The organism is Phycisphaerae bacterium (genome assembly GCA_019636475.1).
Classification (GTDB): domain Bacteria; phylum Planctomycetota; class Phycisphaerae; order UBA1845; family UTPLA1; genus JADJRI01.
Genome location: JAHBXN010000002.1, coordinates 267,916 through 285,710, shown reverse-complemented (window position 1 = coordinate 285,710; position 17,795 = coordinate 267,916). Strand labels below are relative to the sequence as shown.

The following is a 17,795-nucleotide window of genomic DNA, read 5'->3' as shown; positions in this document are numbered from 1 at the left end:
CGACTAGCGCCGGCGAATTTCAGGCTGCGGGATGGTGCCGATATTTTCCCGGCGTTCCTTCTCTTTCTGTTTGGCGATCTGGTCGGGCGTTTGCAGCTTTCCGCCCGCTCGCGGAATCTGAAGGCGATATTGCAGGGCGTCCTCGGGAACGTACACCTTCACCACGTCCTTGCCCATCAATGCGCGGCCGCGCGATTCGTCCAACAGGCGGGACAGGAAGATCTGCGGATTGCGCCGATACTCAGGAAGCACCGCGAGAAGACGATTGTAATCACCGATGGCCTCCTGGATCACCTGGTCGCGTTCGATTTCGGCGTCCTTGACGATCGAGCGAATTTCCCCCGAGGCGGCTCGGAGATACGCTTCGGTTCGCTCCCGCTGCTTCTCCAGACTCTGGCGAAGCGACTCGGCTGTCTCGCCTGCGTCAGGCTTGCCGGACGCGGTGGATACTGTTCCGTCTTCGAGCGACGAGAGCCTTCGAATGAGTTCGTACTCCTGCTCGATGGAATCCGCCAGCTCCTGATAATCCGGCCCGACCATACTCACGAGCAATGTCTCGGCCTCGGATCGTGCCTTCGTAATTGCAACCACGCGATTGGTCTGCGCGCTGAAGACCTGATCGAAGACCTCTTGCGTCTGGCGAGGCGGCATGATGGCCTCAAGCGAGCCGGTTTTCGATTTCGGTGCGATTACACCGGTGTTCGGGTCGACAAAGATGCCCAGCGGCTTTCCGGCGTCGGCGAACTGCTTCAGGCGTTCGTTCAGTTTGGCGCCGACCGCCAGCAGAAACTCCTTCTGCAGATTGCCACGGATATCGAGCGCGCCGTATCGGGCGGCTGTCGCAATGACCGCGTCCCGTGCGAGATTGCGAAGAAGTGTGTACTCAGGGAAGCCTTCATACGGCTTGGATCGAAGATCGTAGTGCGGGCTTGGCGCCGGAAGCAGGTTCGAGACATAGTCCACGATGTTTTCGATCTTGTACTTGATCAGAATCGTCGCGTGGAGAATGTTGGCGTCGCCGGTGACGAGATAATCATCGCGCTCGGGCGACAGGTTGTTGAACCTCTGCTGGATTTTGCCGGTGGCTTCCTCTTCCGGCGAGAGTTTCAGCGTGAAGAAGAGCTCCAGCTCGCGCTCCTCGACCTTGACGGTCATCCACTGATCGATCGGAAAGGGCAGCGACCAATGCCATCCGGGCTTCCGGATCGCATCGCCTTCCACCGCGCCGACGATCTCGCCGAACCGCAAGACGAGACCCTGCTCGCCAGGCTTCACGCTGAAAAAGCCGCTGACAAAGTAGAGTACGATCAGGATGAACATGATCACCTTGAGGACGCGAAAACTCTTTCTCAAGGCGTTCGCCAGCTCGGCATTGGCCGGATCAAACTCATCCGGCGGGGGCGCGGCGATTTCGGAGCCGTGGAGGTGTACGTGTCGCGGATCGTCAGGAGACGTCTTCATCGGGTGCAAACTCCCTCGCTTAGTCCGCGTCGAGTTGGGACGCTCCCGGCGTCGTGACTGCGGCGGCCGGCACCGTCATGGCCTTAAGGACATCAAACGGCACGAACTTGTCCGCGTCGAGGACGAGGGTGATCTGGCCGGACTCGAATATCTGCTCGACCGTCTCCAGTTTCTTCAGAAACGCGGAGAGCTCGGGATTCTCGGAGAAGATTCGGTAGTATTTCGCGGCCTCGGCATCGCCCTGGCCCTTGAGGGTTTTGGCGTAGGCATCGGCCCTGGCGATGATCTTTTTAGAGACTTCTTCGGCCGAGACGCGGATTTCCGTCGCCTTGGCCTCGCCTTCCGCTGTGAGCTGCTTGATCGCCTTCTGCCGGTCTTCCTTCATGCGTGCGAAGACGTCCTTCGTGACGCTCTCCGGCAGCCCGAGCCGTTTGATGCCGACGCTGACAATGTCGATGCCGTAGTTCGTGCGGGCGGACTGCTTGATGCCGTCAAGGAATGCCTTCTCAATGGCATCGAACTGCATTTCTTTCGGATCGATGTTGACCAGTGCGCTGAGCGGGTGGGTGCGCAGCACCAACTGCACCTGGTTGGCGAGCAGGTCGCGGATCTTCGGACCGGCTGCATCCTCCGGACCGACCGCGGTGAGGAACTTTACCGCGTCCTCAATGCGCCATGTGGCGTAGGCTGTCAGGATGACGGTTTTCTGGTCTTCGGTGGCGGCCTGGCTGAATTCCGTTTCGAACGAGCGCATGCGCCTGTCGTAGCGGTTGACCCGATCAATCGGCCACGGCAACTTGAAATGAAGCCCGGGATCCTTCGGCTGATCGTCGATGATCTTGTGAAATCGTGTGATGACGACGGTCTCGGTGAATCGCACTTGATACGCGCACATCATGCTTGCGATCACCACCAGGATGATCATCGCCACGATGATCGTCGGAAGATTTCTGCTCATTTGCCTCACTGCCTCTATCAAGCCGACCGGCGGTCTTCAAAATCAGCGATATCGATGAATTCGCACGGGTTTGCCGGTCCCCGGCTGTCTTGGTGATTGAATGGCGCCACGCGTTCGCATCGCGGCCGTTTCATTCCTTGGCTTCGGACTTTTCAATATTCGCAAGCTCGGCGCCGAGGATATCCACGGCAGCGGGCGGCTTCAAATCTATCTCGTACAGCACCTTCGAAGGTTCCCGCATCGCAATGATGTACTTGCGGATGTCCTTCGTCGAAGTCGACATCATGCGCAGATAAGTCCAGAGCATGTAAGTTCGGGGCGCGGCGTTGAAGGCCGAAAGCTGCATGGCATAGCGTTCGCTGCCGGATCTTTCAGCAAAGAGCCGCCCGTACGAACCCGCTTCCGCCTTGGACGTGATCTTCCGCGCCTCTCCGCCGGCCACGGTTCGCAGCAGTGCCTCAACCTCGGCACGCCGCTGCGCCCGCGCCGCAACGTCAGCCTCGGGTGTTTGATCCTCTGCGATAATGGAGTCGTAGACACTCTCCCATTCGGTACCCGCGGTCATAATGCGCAGGCGCGTGGCATCGCCCTCGGATTGTTTAATTCTGGCGTCTTTCGTTTCGATCGCGCTGACGACATCCTGGTAGGCCTGTGCGACTTCCCCATCCCGCGGCGGATGAACCCCGCCGACGGCGACATACACGATTTCCACGCCGAGCCCCTGACCGTCGTACCCGGCCGTATCACATGCGGCTTGCAGGCGATCGCGAAGAACATCGGCCGCGGCGATTCCTCCTCGACCGAGCAGGTCATGAATATCCGACGATGCGGCGTATCGCGTCAACTCACGGTATGCGAGCGATTCGATGATGTTGTTCACGTCGGCGGACTGCATGTCGTAACGTATCACCTGGGCATCATCGTGGGCTTTGACACGCCATTGGACAGGCATGTTGACACTCAGGAGATTGACCGGCACCTTGGAATCGGCGGACGCGAGACGATCCGCCACAAGCAGTTTGTATTCCGATTTGAAGTGCTCCTTGGTCCACAGAATCGGAGCACGGTCCTCCATCACCGGGGACTTCAATCGTTCATCATCCACGTCTGTGTGCTCATAGCCGAGAACCATTCGCTGCACGCGCTCGACGGGAATGATCTTTGAGCTGTCGATCGGCCACGGCCAGGTGATGTGGAGTCCGGGCTTCGCAGTGACCGGACTGACCTGGCCGAAATGCGTCATGACCGCCTGATGACCCGGCGGCACGACAACGAAGCAGGTCAGGCCCAGAATGGTCGCCGCCTGAGCAAGCAACAGATACGGAACCTGTCGCCGCAACAGGCTATAAAACCAGGTCTCGCTGACTTTGAATCCGAACTGATAATCGATCGCCTTCGCGACGCTCTGTAGAATGCCGCCCGGTTCACTGAACATGCCGAGCAGGCGGCTGTCGTAGAACGGCCGATGATCCGCGCCTTCGACGCGCGGCCGATAGAAGTCGAGGACATAGTTGATAATCGTTTCAATCGACAGAGTGATAAGCAGCAGGCCGAGCGCGTAACTGAGCCAGTCGTCCGCATCCTTGATGCCCGAAATGACGCTGAGCAGCGCGATCGACACGCCAAGGCAGGACGCACTCGCACCGAACATGAAATTGCCGCCGGCCCGCAGCGCGCTCCATTGCGAAAGTCGGCTCATTCCCAGCGCATATCGCGAGATCATGAACGCGACGAACGCGAAACCGCCCGTGAAGAAGAGGATGACTTCCGCGTGAGGCACGCCGGCAGTCGAAGCGTTGTCCCGGATCGGAGGGAATTGCCAGCCCTGTGGAAAAATCGAAAAACCGGCGATGAAATGGAAGACCGCGATCAGAATGGCGATTACCGGGATCAGAAACCGCTGAATCGACCGAAGCCGGCGGCCCATGGCCAGCGATTCCATCTGCTCGAGGTCTTCCTCGTCGAAGATGGTCTGCGCGCCGCCCAGTTTTTCCTGGCGGAGACGCTCCAACTCTGCGACCTCCAGTTTCTCTTCCGCTAGCAAACGTTGCTGATGGAGCTGGACAAAACAAAGGCTCCAGATGCCCACAACACCGAGCATCTGAAATGACGCGGCCCAGAGCGACGCGCTCGTGCTGCTGCTCCAGATGGCCAGCCAGGCCAGGAGCAGGGCGAAAAGGAAGCTGACCGCCGCACCGAAAATGGCAACCCATTCGCCGCGACGATCAATTCCTGATACTGATTTCAATTTTCCCATGCTTTACTCTGGTATCTTCAAAGTTCGCACGACGATCGGCCGCGCCAATTCGTTCACATCTTGTTCGGAAGACCCGCCATTGTAGGACCTCGGCGTGCCCTGCCAAGTCCCAATGAGGGGGGGATTCGCCGCGGAGTCGTTTCGAAGGATGAACCTTGCGGAAAAACGTTCTCATCGCTCCGTGCGGGCCGGATTGTTGAAGCTGCTTTTCGTATCACGTGGCAGCACTCGTATCCGGGCGTTGGATCGCGGAATGGAAGCTCAGGGTCCGCATCCTGACTTGACCACTCTGCGGTTCACCGTAACATCCAACGGCGGATACCGCCGAAGGATCGGTAGAGTAAGAATCTGGCGACGTCGGCGACCCAATCTTACGCGGAGTCGTAAAAGCCTTATCGGTTTCGGTCGAGACTGTCAGAATCCCGGGCGATGGCGATTCGATGGGTCGCGCGGCAAATGTCGTCAGGTGGAATCGGCCGTAGTTGCCTTTGCTGCGCGTGGCATGCCGCCGCGCGGGTGACATCCGCAGAGCGATTGCCTCTGATTCACTGATTCGCGGCGGCATTCGCGATTCACACCGAACGGTCGATTCATGAACCAACTTTGGGCAATCACCAAGGGCACTTTTCTTCAATCGGTTCGACAGCCGGTCTTCGGCATCATTGTGCTCGTCATGCTGGGCGGCATCGCATTAGCGCCGACCATGACAGGCTGGACGCTTGACGACGATAACAAGATGCTGCGCGACATCATCTTGTCTACGCTCCTCCTGCAAGGATTGGTTCTGGCTTGTTTTGCCGCCTCCGGCGTCCTGGACGCCGAGATCGAGGATAAGACGGTTCTCACCGTCGCAGCGAAGCCGATTCAGCGTTCAACCTTCATTCTCGGCAAGTATTTCGGTCTGCTCGGCTCGCTGGCAGCCGCGCATTATCTGGCCTGCATCGCGTTTTTCATGTGCATGCGGCATGGCGTTCTGCAAACGGCCGCTGAAAAATCTGATGTAACCGTGCTGATTCTCGGACCCGGCGTGATGCTCGCGGTCATGGTCGCCGCCGGCGTGCTGAATTTCATATACGGCTGGCGGTTTTTGCCAACGGTCGTCAACCTGGCAATTCCCGCGCTCACCGTCGGCGCGGTAATACTGCTCGTCGTCGATCGCGATTTCAAGTTCGCGGTGTACGAAACGACGCAGGACATCGGGCCGCTCCCCGAGGTTGCCGGCAAGTCGGGAGTCCTGAAGGACATCGTTGAATTCCGGCCGGCCGACGCCGGACCGGCGCTCGCCGGGCACGAAGGCCAGCTGGTTCGTTCGAACTGGAAGGGTCCGATCAGCGATGAGGATCGTGCCTATCTGCTGAGCCTGGTCGACGATGTGCAGTGGCGCAAGAACGTGAACTACCTCGTGAAGAAAACGCGCGAGGTGCAGGGATTCGAACTGATCAAGGCCTCGGCGCTGATCTTCGGCGCGATCGGAATGATGGCGGCCGTCGCGTTGGCCGCGGCCACGCGATTACCGATCGTCCCCACGCTCCTGCTGAATTTCGCGGTCGTCATTCTGGGACTGATCTCAGATCAGTCGATCAGGCCCCTGGCCGAAACCGGCCGGCGGTGGGCTGCAATCGTCTATCGGATCATCCCGAATTTTCAGGTCTTCTGGATGGTGGACGCCCTTGAAGAAAGCCGCCTGATTCCTTTGAATTATGTGTTTGCCTCGCTCGGCTATTCCGCGTTGTTTTCGCTGGCTTTCGTGTTGCTGGCGATGTCGCTTTTTGAGACACGCGAACTGGGATAAGGTTTCGCAGATATCCGCGCCGCGGATCGCGGCGCATACACCCTGGGAATTCGCTAATGGCACACCAAGTCCTCGGCATTCGTCAGACCGAAGAACAGCATCACGCCCATCATCACCACCACGGGCACGATCACAGCCATTTTCATGATCATGCCCAGGAAGCTGCAACCGCGACGCGATCTGCAAACTTCTGGTTGTTTATCACGCTGCTTGGCGGCATTCTGATCATCACCAGTTACATCGTTCAGTTCTTCAGTCCGCTCGTCAGCACCGACGGCGTGATTGCCGACGCGTCTGTATGGAATCGTCTCAAATGGTTGTTCTGGGACCGGCAATACGCCCCGGCGATCCTCTGGGAATTTCACATGGACCTGGCGGCCGCGGTCGGTGCGATCCTGCTGGCGACGCGCATTTTGTGGCATGCCCTGCGCAATCTCTTTTCGGGTCACATGCACATGGACGAACTGGTGGCGCTCGCAATCGTCGCGGCGATCGCGACGAATGACTACCGCGCCGCAGGCGTCATCGGTTTTTTCCTCCTGCTGTCGGAATTGATCGAGACGCGAACCGCCATCGGCGCGCGGGCAAGTATCGAGGAGATCATCAAACTCACGCCGAAGACCGCTCGACTGATCGAGAATGGTGCCGAGCGGGAAGTGGACGCCGGTCAACTCAACAAGGGGCAGGTCGTCCGGGTTCGTCCCGGCGATAACATTCCCGCCGACGGCCGAGTTTTGCGCGGCGATTCGACCGTGAACCAGGCCAACATCACGGGTGAGTCGCTGCCCGTGGACAAGCGCGTCGGTGATCCCGTCTTCAGCGGAACGTCGAACCTCACGGGTGTCCTTGAAATCGAAGTGACCAAGGTCGGCGAGGAAACCACGCTGGGTCAGGTTCAGGATCTCATTCTCCAGGCCGAGCGCACCCGCATTCCGATCATGCGGCTGATCGATCAGTACGTCGTCTGGTACACGCCGATCGTGCTCATGCTCGCCGCACTCGTGCTGTTCTTCACCATGGACGACAACGGAATTCGCCGGGCCATCACCATGCTCGTGGCGAGTTGCCCGTGCGCGCTCATCATGGCGACGCCGACGGCGATGGTCGCCGGCCTGAGCTGCGCGGCACGGCTTGGAATCCTCATCAAGGATGTGTCCCACCTCGAAAGTGCTGGACGACTGACGGCCGTCATCTTCGACAAGACTGGCACACTCACGACCGGTGAACTCTCCGTCACAAGGCTGATTCCCGCCCCCGGCGCGGACGGCGCGGCCTTGTTGACGCTTGCCGCCTCTGCCGAACAGAACAGCAATCATCCGGCGGCCCGCGCGCTCATTAATGTCGCCCGCGAAGCCAACATCTCGTTCGAGCAGCCGTCAAAATTCCAGGAAGTTCCCGGCAAGGGCGTAATTGCGGAAGTCAATGGCGAGCGCGTTCTGGTCGGCCGTCAAACCTTTCTCGCCGAAAACGGGATCAACGTTTCCGCGATGAGCCATGCAATCGCGCAGACCGAAGGCATGAGTCAGCTCTTCGTCGCTCGCGGGAATGATGTACTCGGCATGGTCGGCCTGGAGGACAAAACCCGTTCCGCGGCGAGAGCGGCCGTCGAGTCGCTGCGGGATATCGGCATGCGCCGCGTGGCGATGCTGACCGGCGACCGAGCCGCTGTCGCAAAACGCGTTGCCGTCGAAATGGCGTGCACGGAATACAAGGCGGATTGTCTGCCGCAGGAAAAGCTCGATCTCGTCGAGCAGATGCGAAAGCAGGGCCATCGCGTGATGGTTGTCGGTGACGGCGTGAACGATGCGCCGGCATTGGCCGCCGGCGATCTCGGTCTGGCGATGGGGGCGGCCGGCAGCGACGTCGCGATCAAGTCTGCGTCAATCGCGCTGCTGAACAATGATCTCACGCGCATTCCGTTCCTTGTTCGCCTCTCGCGTGCGACACGCCGGGTCGTTGTTCAGAATCTGGTGTTCGGCGTGTTGTTCGTTGTCACAGTCATGGCACTCGGTGCGTTTGACATTATCCCGCCGACCGTTGCGGCTTTCCTCCACACGGCGAGCAGCTTCGTGGTCGTCTTCAATTCGGCTCGGCTGGTGCGATTCGGTGAGGAGGAGGCAACCCACGATCAGGCCGTCGCCAACGAACGCGCAGTGCGAATGGTGCCGTCCACGTCGGCCGTGTAGGTCAGACTGCATCCGCGAGTTCGGCGCAGACGGAAATCAGCGGCCGCAGCACCGTCCGCCACTCAAATCGTGCCGCGAATTCCTGGCCGCCGCGCCGCGGCGCCGCTAGCACGGCGCGACAGGCCTCGGCGATGCTTCGCGTCGAGTTCGGATTGCAATAGAATCCCAGTTCGCCGAAATACTCTCGAACAGGCGGTAAATCTCCGACCACGATCGGCACACCCATCGCAGCCGCCTCCATTGCCGCAAGACCGGGCGTTTCGATGTAGGACGGCTGCACGAGCGCTTTCGCTCCGCGCAAAATCGCGTGCATACGGGCATGGTCGACTGCGTTGTGCATGGTGACGTGCGCGCCGCTCGCGACTTGAACGGCCCGCAGATATCGATCGCTGCCGGGCGAGGGATTGCCGATGATCACCAGTCTCTCATCGCCCAATTCGCGAAATGCCCGGACGAGGTTGAGCTGGTTCTTTCGCGGGCCGATTGCGCCGGCGCAAACGAATGCGCCGCGGGCGTCGCCGGTTGATGCCCCGTCATCAGCCGATTCCGATTGACTCGATGATTCCGATTCGGGTGGATCGATGCCGTTCAGCACGACCACGAGCCGATCGTGCGGCAGGAAAGGGAATTGTTCGAGCAGATGCCGCTTCTCGGCTTGCGAATTCGGCAGAATAAATGCCGCGTCGCGCACGATTTGGGCCTGAAGCGTCGCGGCGTCGCCGCTGGTTGCTGCAACGCCTCGAATCCGGCCGCGTGCCGAATGAATGGCATTTCGCACCGAGACCGGGACGAACCGGCGCCAGTAATTCCGCGGAAATTCGTACGCACTCCACGGGACGGCCGACTCAAGATTCCAGTAAACCGACGAGAGGAGATATGGCTTGCGCTGTCGAACGGCGTTCACTGCCTGCGCGTGCGTCTCCAGCGGCCGCGTCAGATTGAACATGTGTACCAGATCATAAGCTCGCAGGTCCGGAGCTGATTCCAGAGAGATGTCAATACGGTGGCCCTGGTCGCGAAGAAAGGCCGCGGTGCGCTCCATTTGCACGGTGTCGCCGCCGGGATGTGTCAGCGAATCAGGCCGATTCTGCATCAGGATGGTGAGTGGTCGCGCCACCACGACAGTCTCGCGATTTCCGCGATGATTCGCCAGTCTGCCGGTCAGGCCCGGTTGCCCGCCAGAAATTTCTCCAGCGCGTCCGCGATTCGCTCCGATGCCCGGCCGTCTCCAAATGGATTGTGCGCCCGCGCCATGAGTTCATAAGACGCTGAATTGTCGAGTAGCTCAATCGCTTTCGATACGATGCGCTCGCGGTGAGGGCCCACCAGCGCGGCCGTTCCCACAGCGACACCTTCGGGCCGTTCAGTTTCGTCACGGAGTACCAGGACCGGTTTGCCGAGCGAGGGCGCTTCTTCCTGTACCCCGCCTGAGTCGGTGAGGATCAGATGCGCCGCCTTCATGGCCGCGACGAATTGAGGATAGTCAAGCGGCGGCACCAATTGTACGCCGGGCAGGCCGCCCAGCATCTCGTTTGTCATTTGCACGACGTTGGGATTCGGATGCACCGGATAGACCACTTCGACTGCTCGCAATTTCACGAGGTCGGCGATGGCGTGGCAGATTTCGCGAAGCGGTTCGCCGAAATTCTCCCTTCGATGCGCTGTGACCAGCAGCATTCGGCGGCCGCCCGACGGCTGAAACGTCTGAGGGAGGTCGGCCTTTGCGGCGGCCCACAACAACGCGTCGATGACCGTGTTGCCCGTGACGAAGATGGACTCCGGGCTGACGCCTTCGTGCAACAGATTCTCGCGGGTCTGTTCAGTCGGAGAAAAGTGCAGATCGCCCAGCCGGCTGACGATGACCCGATTGATCTCCTCAGGGAATGGATAATGCCGGTCATTCGTACGCAGGCCGGCTTCGACGTGGCCGAAGGGAATTCGACGGTAAAAGCACGCCAATGCCGTCGTCATGACGGTTGTTGTATCGCCCTGCGCGAGAACGATGTCGGGCTGCTCAATTGCAAGTGCCTGGTCGATCGCCGGAATGAGCCGACTGGTCAGCTCGGCCAGCGTCTGTCCGGGCTGCATGATATTTAGATCAACATCCGGCCGGATGTTGAAGAATCGGAAGACCTGATCCAGCAGGTCGCGATGCTGTGCCGTCGCAAGCACCCTCACGCGCGCGAAGTCCCGCTCCTGAAGGGTTCGGATCAACGGGGCGACCTTGATCGCTTCGGGTCGTGTGCCGGCCGTTATGAGAATGGTGGTTTTTCGGCTCATTTGATCGCGAATTCTACACGGCAATGCAGACGTACGGCATGATGATCAAAGCGACTGCTGTTGCCGGTTGTTGCGCCATTTTAGAGTCGTATCAAACCGGTTTCGATTGTGTTGCGTGATCCCTGTCGTGGGGCGATTCTGCTCAATCGGCGATTCTTGCGCCTTGAAACCGATGCGCCAGATTACGGACCGGCAGAAAGTGCGCGTCCCCGTTGGTGGTCGGGCTGGCGCGGTGGTCGGTGCGACATGGCTTCCAGCGGGTCGGAATTAGTCTTTCGAGCCACCGAATCCGAGTCGTGCCATCCAGCCAGTGGCCACGGGCGCGGCCTCTCGCCCGCAAAGTGTGTTAGCGATTTCGTTGATTGCCTTTCGAACGGGGTTGCTTTCGGATACCGGCTGCCCCAGGTCGCTCGCCACGGAAAGGGACTTGTAATGGTTCGGAATCACGCCAATTGACTTCTTGTGGACCTTTTGTTCGAGGGATTTCACATCGAGTGGTGAGATTCCCTTCGAAAAGCGGTTAATCGCGAATTCCATCTTCTCGGCCGGCACACCAAAGCGGGTCAGGCCGTCGTGCAGGCGGCCCGCATTCAGAATGCCGGTTACATTCAGTTGTGTCACGATCAGCAGTTTATGGCATGCTTCGATGGCCGCACCGGTTATCGCGTCGAGTTTGCGTGGAAGATCAATCACGACATACGGGAAAGTTGAACCGGCGGTGTTCAGAATATTTCGAACGAGCGTCTCGTCGATCGTGTGGGATTGCTCGATCTCTTCCGGCCTTGGCAGTACTGATATTCCGGATGGCAGGTCGAGCAGCGTTTCTTCGAGCGTGTGGCGATCGATCTCGCCGTGCTCGCGCAGGTCGGCAATGGTGTATCGTGGGCTGAGGTCCCATGCCTTTGCGACGGTGCCGAATTCGAGATCGAGATCAAGGAAGGCGAGTGTCGGGGAGAAGTCAGCGATCGACATGGCGAGGTAGCATGACACCGTGGTGGCGCCGGCGCCGCCCTGTGTTCCGATCACGGCGATGGTCTTGCCGACGGCCGGTCGCTCATCCGATTCCGCCAGGGCGCGCTTCAGCGCGGAGCGCAGGTCGTTTTCATCGAGCGGCTTGCAGGTGAGTTGACGGCAGCCTGCGCGTTGGGCCCGAATGATCCGGTTCACATCGTTGCTGCCCGTGACCCCGATGACGGCCAGGCCGGGCCTGATTTCCAGTGCTTCCACGACGATATCAAATGCATCCTGTGCATCGAGATCAATAATCAGCGCGGCGACGTGCTCCGCGCCGATGATGTTGCGCAACTCATCCCGGTTCTTCGAAGTCGCGACGATCTTGTAGTCCGTCAGCGTACGAAATACCGGGTCGTCGATCTGGTGGATGCAAAGCTTCTTCGCGCTCACGGCCGTTACCTCCGCAGGGTGCCGGATCGTTAACTCGGCAAGACTTCATACAAGGCTTCGGCGCACGGCCGAAGTGCAATACCGCATCACCGCTTCCAAGCCAGGCTATGCCTCGAATTGGGCGTCCGGTCTCTTACCTATCGTGTCCGAAGGGCGGAGGCTTTGGCTGATTTTGCCGGACCGTGCGGCGTCCTATAAGGATTTGCGTACCAGCTTGTCCGCAAAATTGTTTCGGACTGTCCCTTATGGGGCTTGGGTCCGGTTCCGATATAGCTGCGACGACCGTCGAGGGCTGTATGTGCGTTCCGGCGTAACCCTGGTGGATTGAAATGACTTCACGCAACTTGGATGTGGTTTTCGCGACACGAGGCGAATGGATGAAATTCGTCAGAGAGGCGAACGGCGCCACCGTGCGGGCCGCCCCGCACCGACAGGAAGAACGGAGCCCTTACCAGTTTGAAGCGGTCGTTCTGCTGGATGCCGAAGGCCAGACATCGCGGCGAAGGCTGGGCGTGGTCAATTTATCGAACAGCGGAATCATGCTGAAAGGCGAAACAGACATCGAGATCGGTACGCCGGTCTTGATTGAGCTCAATCCCGATGGCAAGCCGTTCCATGTCGTCGGCGAGGTCCGTCACTGCACGCAAACTCTGGGCGGTTACAAAATCGGAGTCAGGCTTAAGTTCGCCTGAAATGGATCCCCAAACGACAAGTGGGTCATTGCAATATGATATCTTACATCTCTCTCTTCAGTGTGTCGGTGCTAATGAATGCCAATTCGGCTCCGATCAGCGGATGGAGTGGCGTTGCGGTTGCGCGGGAGCTGGTCCTGGCATGCGAATGTGCCCGAACCGCCTGGATCGTGTCCGCAGCCGGGTTCGAACGCGGCCGGATCGGCCCGTACAATCCTGGCGACGGTGCGACGGGAGAACGGCCGGGCATCGGGTCTTCGATTGATACCGCAACTCAATCGGAATCAGACGACTTCGACTACGAAGGCTGGGCCATCGGTCCCGCTGCAACTCCGGCAGCCGCCGCTGATGAGCCGAACGATCGCGCCGACTCCGCTGAGACGCTCGACGATTTCGATGGTTGGGACATCGCGCCCATTTCAGAATGTCTCACAGGCGCGTTCGCGAAGCCGTCCGCCACGCCCCGAGCGGTCGACCATCGCGCGGCCGGTGCCGACTCGCAGATCAGCATGAACGCCTTGAATGCAACCCCGCAGCGATCGGGAATCAGCGTCATTCACACCGCTCCGGTGGTCTCGACTGTGCGATACGATCCAGTCCGATCCGACGACCCCGCAGACTTCGGCGATTCCGACTCCGAGTCGGACGATTTTGACTCAACCGAGGGATTTCAGGATTTTACGATGCCGGCGCCGCGCACCTCTGAGCCGCAGCCGATCATTCACCAATCCAAAGCGACGGGCGTCCAGGCGGCGACCGTGACAACGGCGGGCAGGCAGGACACGCCCTCAGCGGCTGCATCGGCCGGCGATGTCGGGCTGACGAGGACGTCGCAGTCGGGGATTTCCATAACCAACATGACACAGCGCGATCGGCCGACTGAGCTGGTGCGACTGTGCACGAACACGTCCGTCGAGCTTGATCTCAGCGGTCCGGTCGATGCGGTGAACATCGTCGATCCGAACATCGCGGATATCATTGTTCCGACGCCGACGCGCGTGATCGTCGTTGGCAAAACGAGCGGCACCACCCAGCTGGTGCTCACTCTTGGACAGGGAGCGGCGCAGCAGCATCGCGTGGTCCAGGTATATGTCGAGCCGAACGTTCTGGTTCTGACCGATCTGATCCGCTCGCTCGCACCTCGGGCTGATGTTCGCGTTGCTTCTCTGAATGGTCAACTCGTTCTTCAGGGAATCGTATCGGACCCGATCACGGCGCGTCAGATCGAGGAACTTGCCCGCGCCTACCAGGGTCGCGATGTGATAAACCATCTCTCGGTCTCCGGCACGCAGCAGACCCTCCTTCGGGTGGTCGTCGCGGAGATCAACAAGGAAGCGCTACGGAATCTCGGGTTCAATTGGGCGATTGGCGCATCGGACTGGTCGCGCGACTTCTTCTTCGCGAACAACGTGGGGAGTTTGAACCCGACCACATTCACTTCGAGCGGACTGGCCAATGTTCTGAACGGTCAGCAGCTCTACAGTGTCGGAGCAGTCGGCAACGGCACGAACACCAACGTGACGTTCGGATTTCCAAAGGCCGAGTTGCAGATCTTCATGAACGCACTCCGTACGAACGGCCTGGCAAGAACGCTGGCCGAGCCGAATCTTGTAGCCATCAGCGGTCAGACGGCGACGTTTCTCGCGGGCGGCGAAGTGCCGATTCCGGTCGCCCAGGGCGGTGCGGTCGCCGGTGCAATCACGATCGAGTACAAGGAATTCGGCGTGCGCCTGGCATTCACGCCAACCGTCGGCGCGGACCAGATCATTCGGCTTCATGTGATGACGGAGGTGAGTGATGCCGTACCGGGTTCACGCCAGATCGACACGATTCCCGTTTTCACGTTCCGCACGCGCCGCGTCGAATCGACCATTGAGTGCCCGAATGGCAAGACCTTTGCAATTGCCGGACTGCTGAACGAATCGGTGAACGCAATCGCCTCAAAGATTCCGGGACTGGGTGATGTGCCGGTCCTCGGTCAGCTATTCAGTTCAGTTGACTATCAACGCTCCAATACGGAACTGGTCGTGCTCGTGACGCCGCATCTTGTCGAAGCGCTCGAGCCGGGGCAGGTTCCGCCGGTTCCCGGCCAGTTGATGCAACATCCGGACGATTGGGAGCTCTTCGGACTGGGCATGCTTGAGGGCGCGGCTCCACCCAATCGACAGCAGAGCAGCAAACCGGACAGCAATCAATCAGAGAACTCGAGCGGCACAGTCGTGCATGCCGCGCCGAAGCGGTCGATTCATTCCCGGTTGCAGGGCAACTGGGGGATTGAGGAGCGTGAACCGGGCGCTTTGTCGGACTGAACGATCGATTCGGACTTGCCGGTCGATCTGCATGGTCGATCGAGCCAAGGCTGGTATTGCGCTCCGCGTGGACGAACCGGCCTGAATCAGACATTCCGGAGCACGTGAAGCCTTCAACGGCGATTGAAGGCTTCGCCCTCTGCGCGTGGGTGATGAAAATGACTGAAAAGGAATCATCATTGTTCGCAAACAATCAGACGAGTGTCGATCCATTCAGCATGCCTGACGCGACCAAGACGCAAGTCATCGGCGATCCCCCTTCAAAGCAGGCGGGCACGCCCTCCGTTGCGGTCGCACCCGCCTCCTGGGATTCGACCGCCGCGCACGAAGTCGATGGCGAAGCCGTCGGCCACTGCGATATCGAGTCGATGATCAAGGATTACCGAATCATTCGCACAGTGAGCGAGACGTCCACGAGCATCGTGTACAAAGCCGAGGACGCGCGAACCAAACGCCGCGTTGCGATCAAGGTGATCTACAATCGCGACATACCCGACTTCGATCGAATCAACCGCGCGCGCGTCGAGATTGATCGACTGCGCCATCTGGCCCATCCCGGATTGGCTGCGCTTCTGGATGCGGGAACGACACGCGAAGGCCACTGCTACATCGTGAGCGAATTCATCAAGGGCGTCACGCTCAACGAGTACCTGTCGATTCACAAGCTGTCACTCGACGATCGGCTCTCGATCTTCGCGCGAATCTGCGAGGCCGTTCACTACGCTCATCAGCGCTGCCTTCTGCACCGGGACCTGCGGCCGAGCAACATCCTGATTGACGGCAAGTGCAGCCCGAAGCTCGTCGGCTTTGGTGTCGCCGGCGTGACCGATGTGGACATCGTGCCGGTCCGTGAGGATTTCGCCAAACGCGAATTGCGTGAGTTCCTCGTATACAAAAGTCCCGAGCAGGTCTCGGGACGGCTTTTCGATCTCGATGTACGCAGCGATGTCTATACACTCGGCGTGATTCTGTATGAACTGCTGACGGACCGCCTGCCATACAGTTGTGATTCTCAGAATGCCGGGGAAATTGTTCAGGCGGTCAGCAATGAGATGCCGCCCAAGCCCAGCAGCATCAAGGCCAGCCTGCGCGGCGATCTGGAAGCCATCGTACTGAAAGCGATGGAAAAACAGCCGGTCGACCGCTATCAGAATGTGCTCGCATTGTTGCACGATCTGGAGAACTACTTCGACCGGCGTCCTGTCGGCGCTCGCCGCGCGGGGGCGATGTATGAGTTTCGGAAGCTGGCGACGCGATACAAGTCGCGCACCATCTCGGTCGTTATCATGACCCTGGCCGTACTGGCATTCGGTTTGCACATTCACATGACCACTCGACAGGCGGGCCACCGGCGCGTTGTCGAAGTTGAGCAGCAGCTGGGCACGCAACTTGCCCTCGAAAAAACCGCGCGAGACATTGCCGCCCGGGAACGCGAAGCCGCGGTGGCCGCACTCGCGACCGAGCGTGCGGAGCGCGAGGCCATCAATGCACGAATGCAAGAAGTACAGGCGCAACTGGCGGATTTTGATGCTCTGCGTGATCGACTCACCCGGCGGGCCGAGACGGCCGAAGCGCGAGCCGACGCGATGCAGTCGATCTCCCGCTTCTGGGCTGTGATGTTGTCGTCGCCGAAGAGCGGCGCGGTGAAATGGCCGGGACTGGGCGAGATGCTGGAGCAGGCCTCGTCCAGAATCGAGAGGGACTTTTCAGACAACCCGGCTGGTCGTGCCACACTCCTGAACGACCTGGGCAGCCTGATGACGGCAGCGGGCGATCCGACGAGAGCCGCCGCCTTTCTCAACGATGCACTGTCGATTCGCAGCGACACGCTCGGCGAAGCCAATGCAGACACCATTGAGTCGATGAATAATCTGGCCTCGGCATTGTTCGCCACCGGCGACACGTCGAGTGCGGAACCCGTCTGCCGACGGCTCTTGGCTGCCACCGAAAGCGCCTTCGGGGCGGATGACCCTCGAACACTGACTGCGGCGAACAATCTTGCGATGACGCTCTATCCTCAGAAGAAGCTTTCGGAGGCGGAGACGCTGCTTCAGCGGGCGCTCGCGGGTCGCCGAGAAGCCCTTGGCGCGGATGACCGCCGCACGGGTGCGACGGCGCATTCGCTCGGACTGGTTCTGTTCGACCAAGGCCGCTTCGATGCTTCCGCGGAGGCTTTCCGGGAAGCACTGAACTGCTTCGGCGAAAAACTGCCCAGGTCGCACGTGAAGGTCGTGGACACGCAGAGCCGTCTCGGCGCTTCGCTTGCGGCGTCCGGCCGGTTCGACGAGGCGGAACCGTACCTGATTGATTCCTTTGATGCCCTTCAAGCAAAGTTGGGACGATTGCATCCGGATGTGATTGCCGCGCGGCAACGCATCATTGAAATGTATCGGACATGGGGCAAGCCCGAGAAGGCGGCAGACTTCGAGCAGTAATCGGACGGCCCGGTTTCCGGT

The 17,795-nt window shown here is 59.8% G+C and carries 11 protein-coding genes; 5 read left to right on the top strand and 6 right to left on the bottom strand.

Translation table 11 applies throughout. From position 1 onward, the window contains the following. Positions 1-3: 3 nt before the first annotated feature. The 3 genes from KF841_04210 to KF841_04200 all read right to left on the bottom strand — a co-directional run bounded on the left by KF841_04210 (position 4) and on the right by KF841_04200 (position 4,676). Complete coding sequence (locus KF841_04210; GenBank protein ID MBX3394553.1) at positions 4-1,461, bottom strand: hypothetical protein; 1,458 nt, start codon at positions 1,459-1,461, stop codon at positions 4-6. Between the two features lie 19 nt (positions 1,462-1,480). After that, positions 1,481-2,419 (bottom strand): protease modulator HflC, encoded by a 939-nt coding sequence (locus KF841_04205; protein MBX3394552.1) that lies wholly within the window; start codon positions 2,417-2,419, stop codon positions 1,481-1,483. A gap of 130 nt (positions 2,420-2,549) precedes the next feature. Further along, entirely contained in the window at positions 2,550-4,676 is a 2,127-nt protein-coding gene (locus KF841_04200) for a hypothetical protein (GenBank protein ID MBX3394551.1), read from the bottom strand. A gap of 592 nt (positions 4,677-5,268) precedes the next feature. On the opposite strand from KF841_04200, the gene KF841_04195 reads away from it, so the two are divergent. Then, positions 5,269-6,468, top strand: coding sequence for an ABC transporter permease (locus KF841_04195; protein ID MBX3394550.1), 1,200 nt, complete (start codon positions 5,269-5,271; stop codon positions 6,466-6,468). Positions 6,469-6,524: 56 nt separating this feature from the next. Beyond that, positions 6,525-8,654: a cation-translocating P-type ATPase gene (locus KF841_04190; protein ID MBX3394549.1), complete on the top strand. Its 2,130-nt coding sequence runs from the start codon at positions 6,525-6,527 to the stop codon at positions 8,652-8,654. Between the two features lies 1 nt (position 8,655). On the opposite strand, the gene KF841_04185 is transcribed toward KF841_04190, so the two are convergent. The 3 genes from KF841_04185 to KF841_04175 form a co-directional block, all read right to left on the bottom strand. Next, positions 8,656-9,771, bottom strand: coding sequence for a glycosyltransferase family 4 protein (locus KF841_04185; protein MBX3394548.1), 1,116 nt, complete (start codon positions 9,769-9,771; stop codon positions 8,656-8,658). Between the two features lie 44 nt (positions 9,772-9,815). Then, positions 9,816-10,934: a UDP-N-acetylglucosamine 2-epimerase (non-hydrolyzing) gene (wecB, locus tag KF841_04180; protein MBX3394547.1), complete on the bottom strand. Its 1,119-nt coding sequence runs from the start codon at positions 10,932-10,934 to the stop codon at positions 9,816-9,818. A 267-nt stretch (positions 10,935-11,201) separates the two neighbouring features. Further along, positions 11,202-12,338 carry an AAA family ATPase gene (locus KF841_04175; protein ID MBX3394546.1) on the bottom strand — a complete coding sequence of 379 codons (1,137 nt, stop codon included), beginning with the start codon at positions 12,336-12,338 and terminating at the stop codon, positions 11,202-11,204. A gap of 377 nt (positions 12,339-12,715) precedes the next feature. Between KF841_04175 and KF841_04170 the strand changes: the two genes are divergently transcribed. From KF841_04170 to KF841_04160, 3 genes are all read left to right on the top strand, one after another. Continuing rightward, the gene (locus tag KF841_04170; protein MBX3394545.1) at positions 12,716-13,030 is read left to right on the top strand and encodes a PilZ domain-containing protein; all 315 of its coding nucleotides are present in this window, start codon (positions 12,716-12,718) and stop codon (positions 13,028-13,030) included. A gap of 74 nt (positions 13,031-13,104) precedes the next feature. Further along, positions 13,105-15,339 (top strand): type II and III secretion system protein family protein, encoded by a 2,235-nt coding sequence (locus KF841_04165; GenBank protein ID MBX3394544.1) that lies wholly within the window; start codon positions 13,105-13,107, stop codon positions 15,337-15,339. A 104-nt stretch (positions 15,340-15,443) separates the two neighbouring features. Next, the gene (locus tag KF841_04160; protein ID MBX3394543.1) at positions 15,444-17,774 is read left to right on the top strand and encodes a serine/threonine protein kinase; all 2,331 of its coding nucleotides are present in this window, start codon (positions 15,444-15,446) and stop codon (positions 17,772-17,774) included. Positions 17,775-17,795 lie beyond the last annotated feature (21 nt).

Excerpts from the sequence above, each read along its gene's own strand:
- KF841_04210 (MBX3394553.1), bottom strand. The coding sequence starts at position 1,461 with ATGAAGACGTCTCCTGACGATCCGCGACACGTACACCTCCACGGCTCC.
- KF841_04205 (MBX3394552.1), bottom strand. The coding sequence starts at position 2,419 with ATGAGCAGAAATCTTCCGACGATCATCGTGGCGATGATCATCCTGGTG.
- KF841_04200 (MBX3394551.1), bottom strand. The coding sequence starts at position 4,676 with ATGGGAAAATTGAAATCAGTATCAGGAATTGATCGTCGCGGCGAATGG.
- KF841_04195 (MBX3394550.1), top strand. The coding sequence starts at position 5,269 with ATGAACCAACTTTGGGCAATCACCAAGGGCACTTTTCTTCAATCGGTT.
- KF841_04190 (MBX3394549.1), top strand. The coding sequence starts at position 6,525 with ATGGCACACCAAGTCCTCGGCATTCGTCAGACCGAAGAACAGCATCAC.
- wecB (MBX3394547.1), bottom strand. The coding sequence starts at position 10,934 with ATGAGCCGAAAAACCACCATTCTCATAACGGCCGGCACACGACCCGAA.
- KF841_04170 (MBX3394545.1), top strand. The coding sequence starts at position 12,716 with ATGAAATTCGTCAGAGAGGCGAACGGCGCCACCGTGCGGGCCGCCCCG.
- KF841_04165 (MBX3394544.1), top strand. The coding sequence starts at position 13,105 with ATGAATGCCAATTCGGCTCCGATCAGCGGATGGAGTGGCGTTGCGGTT.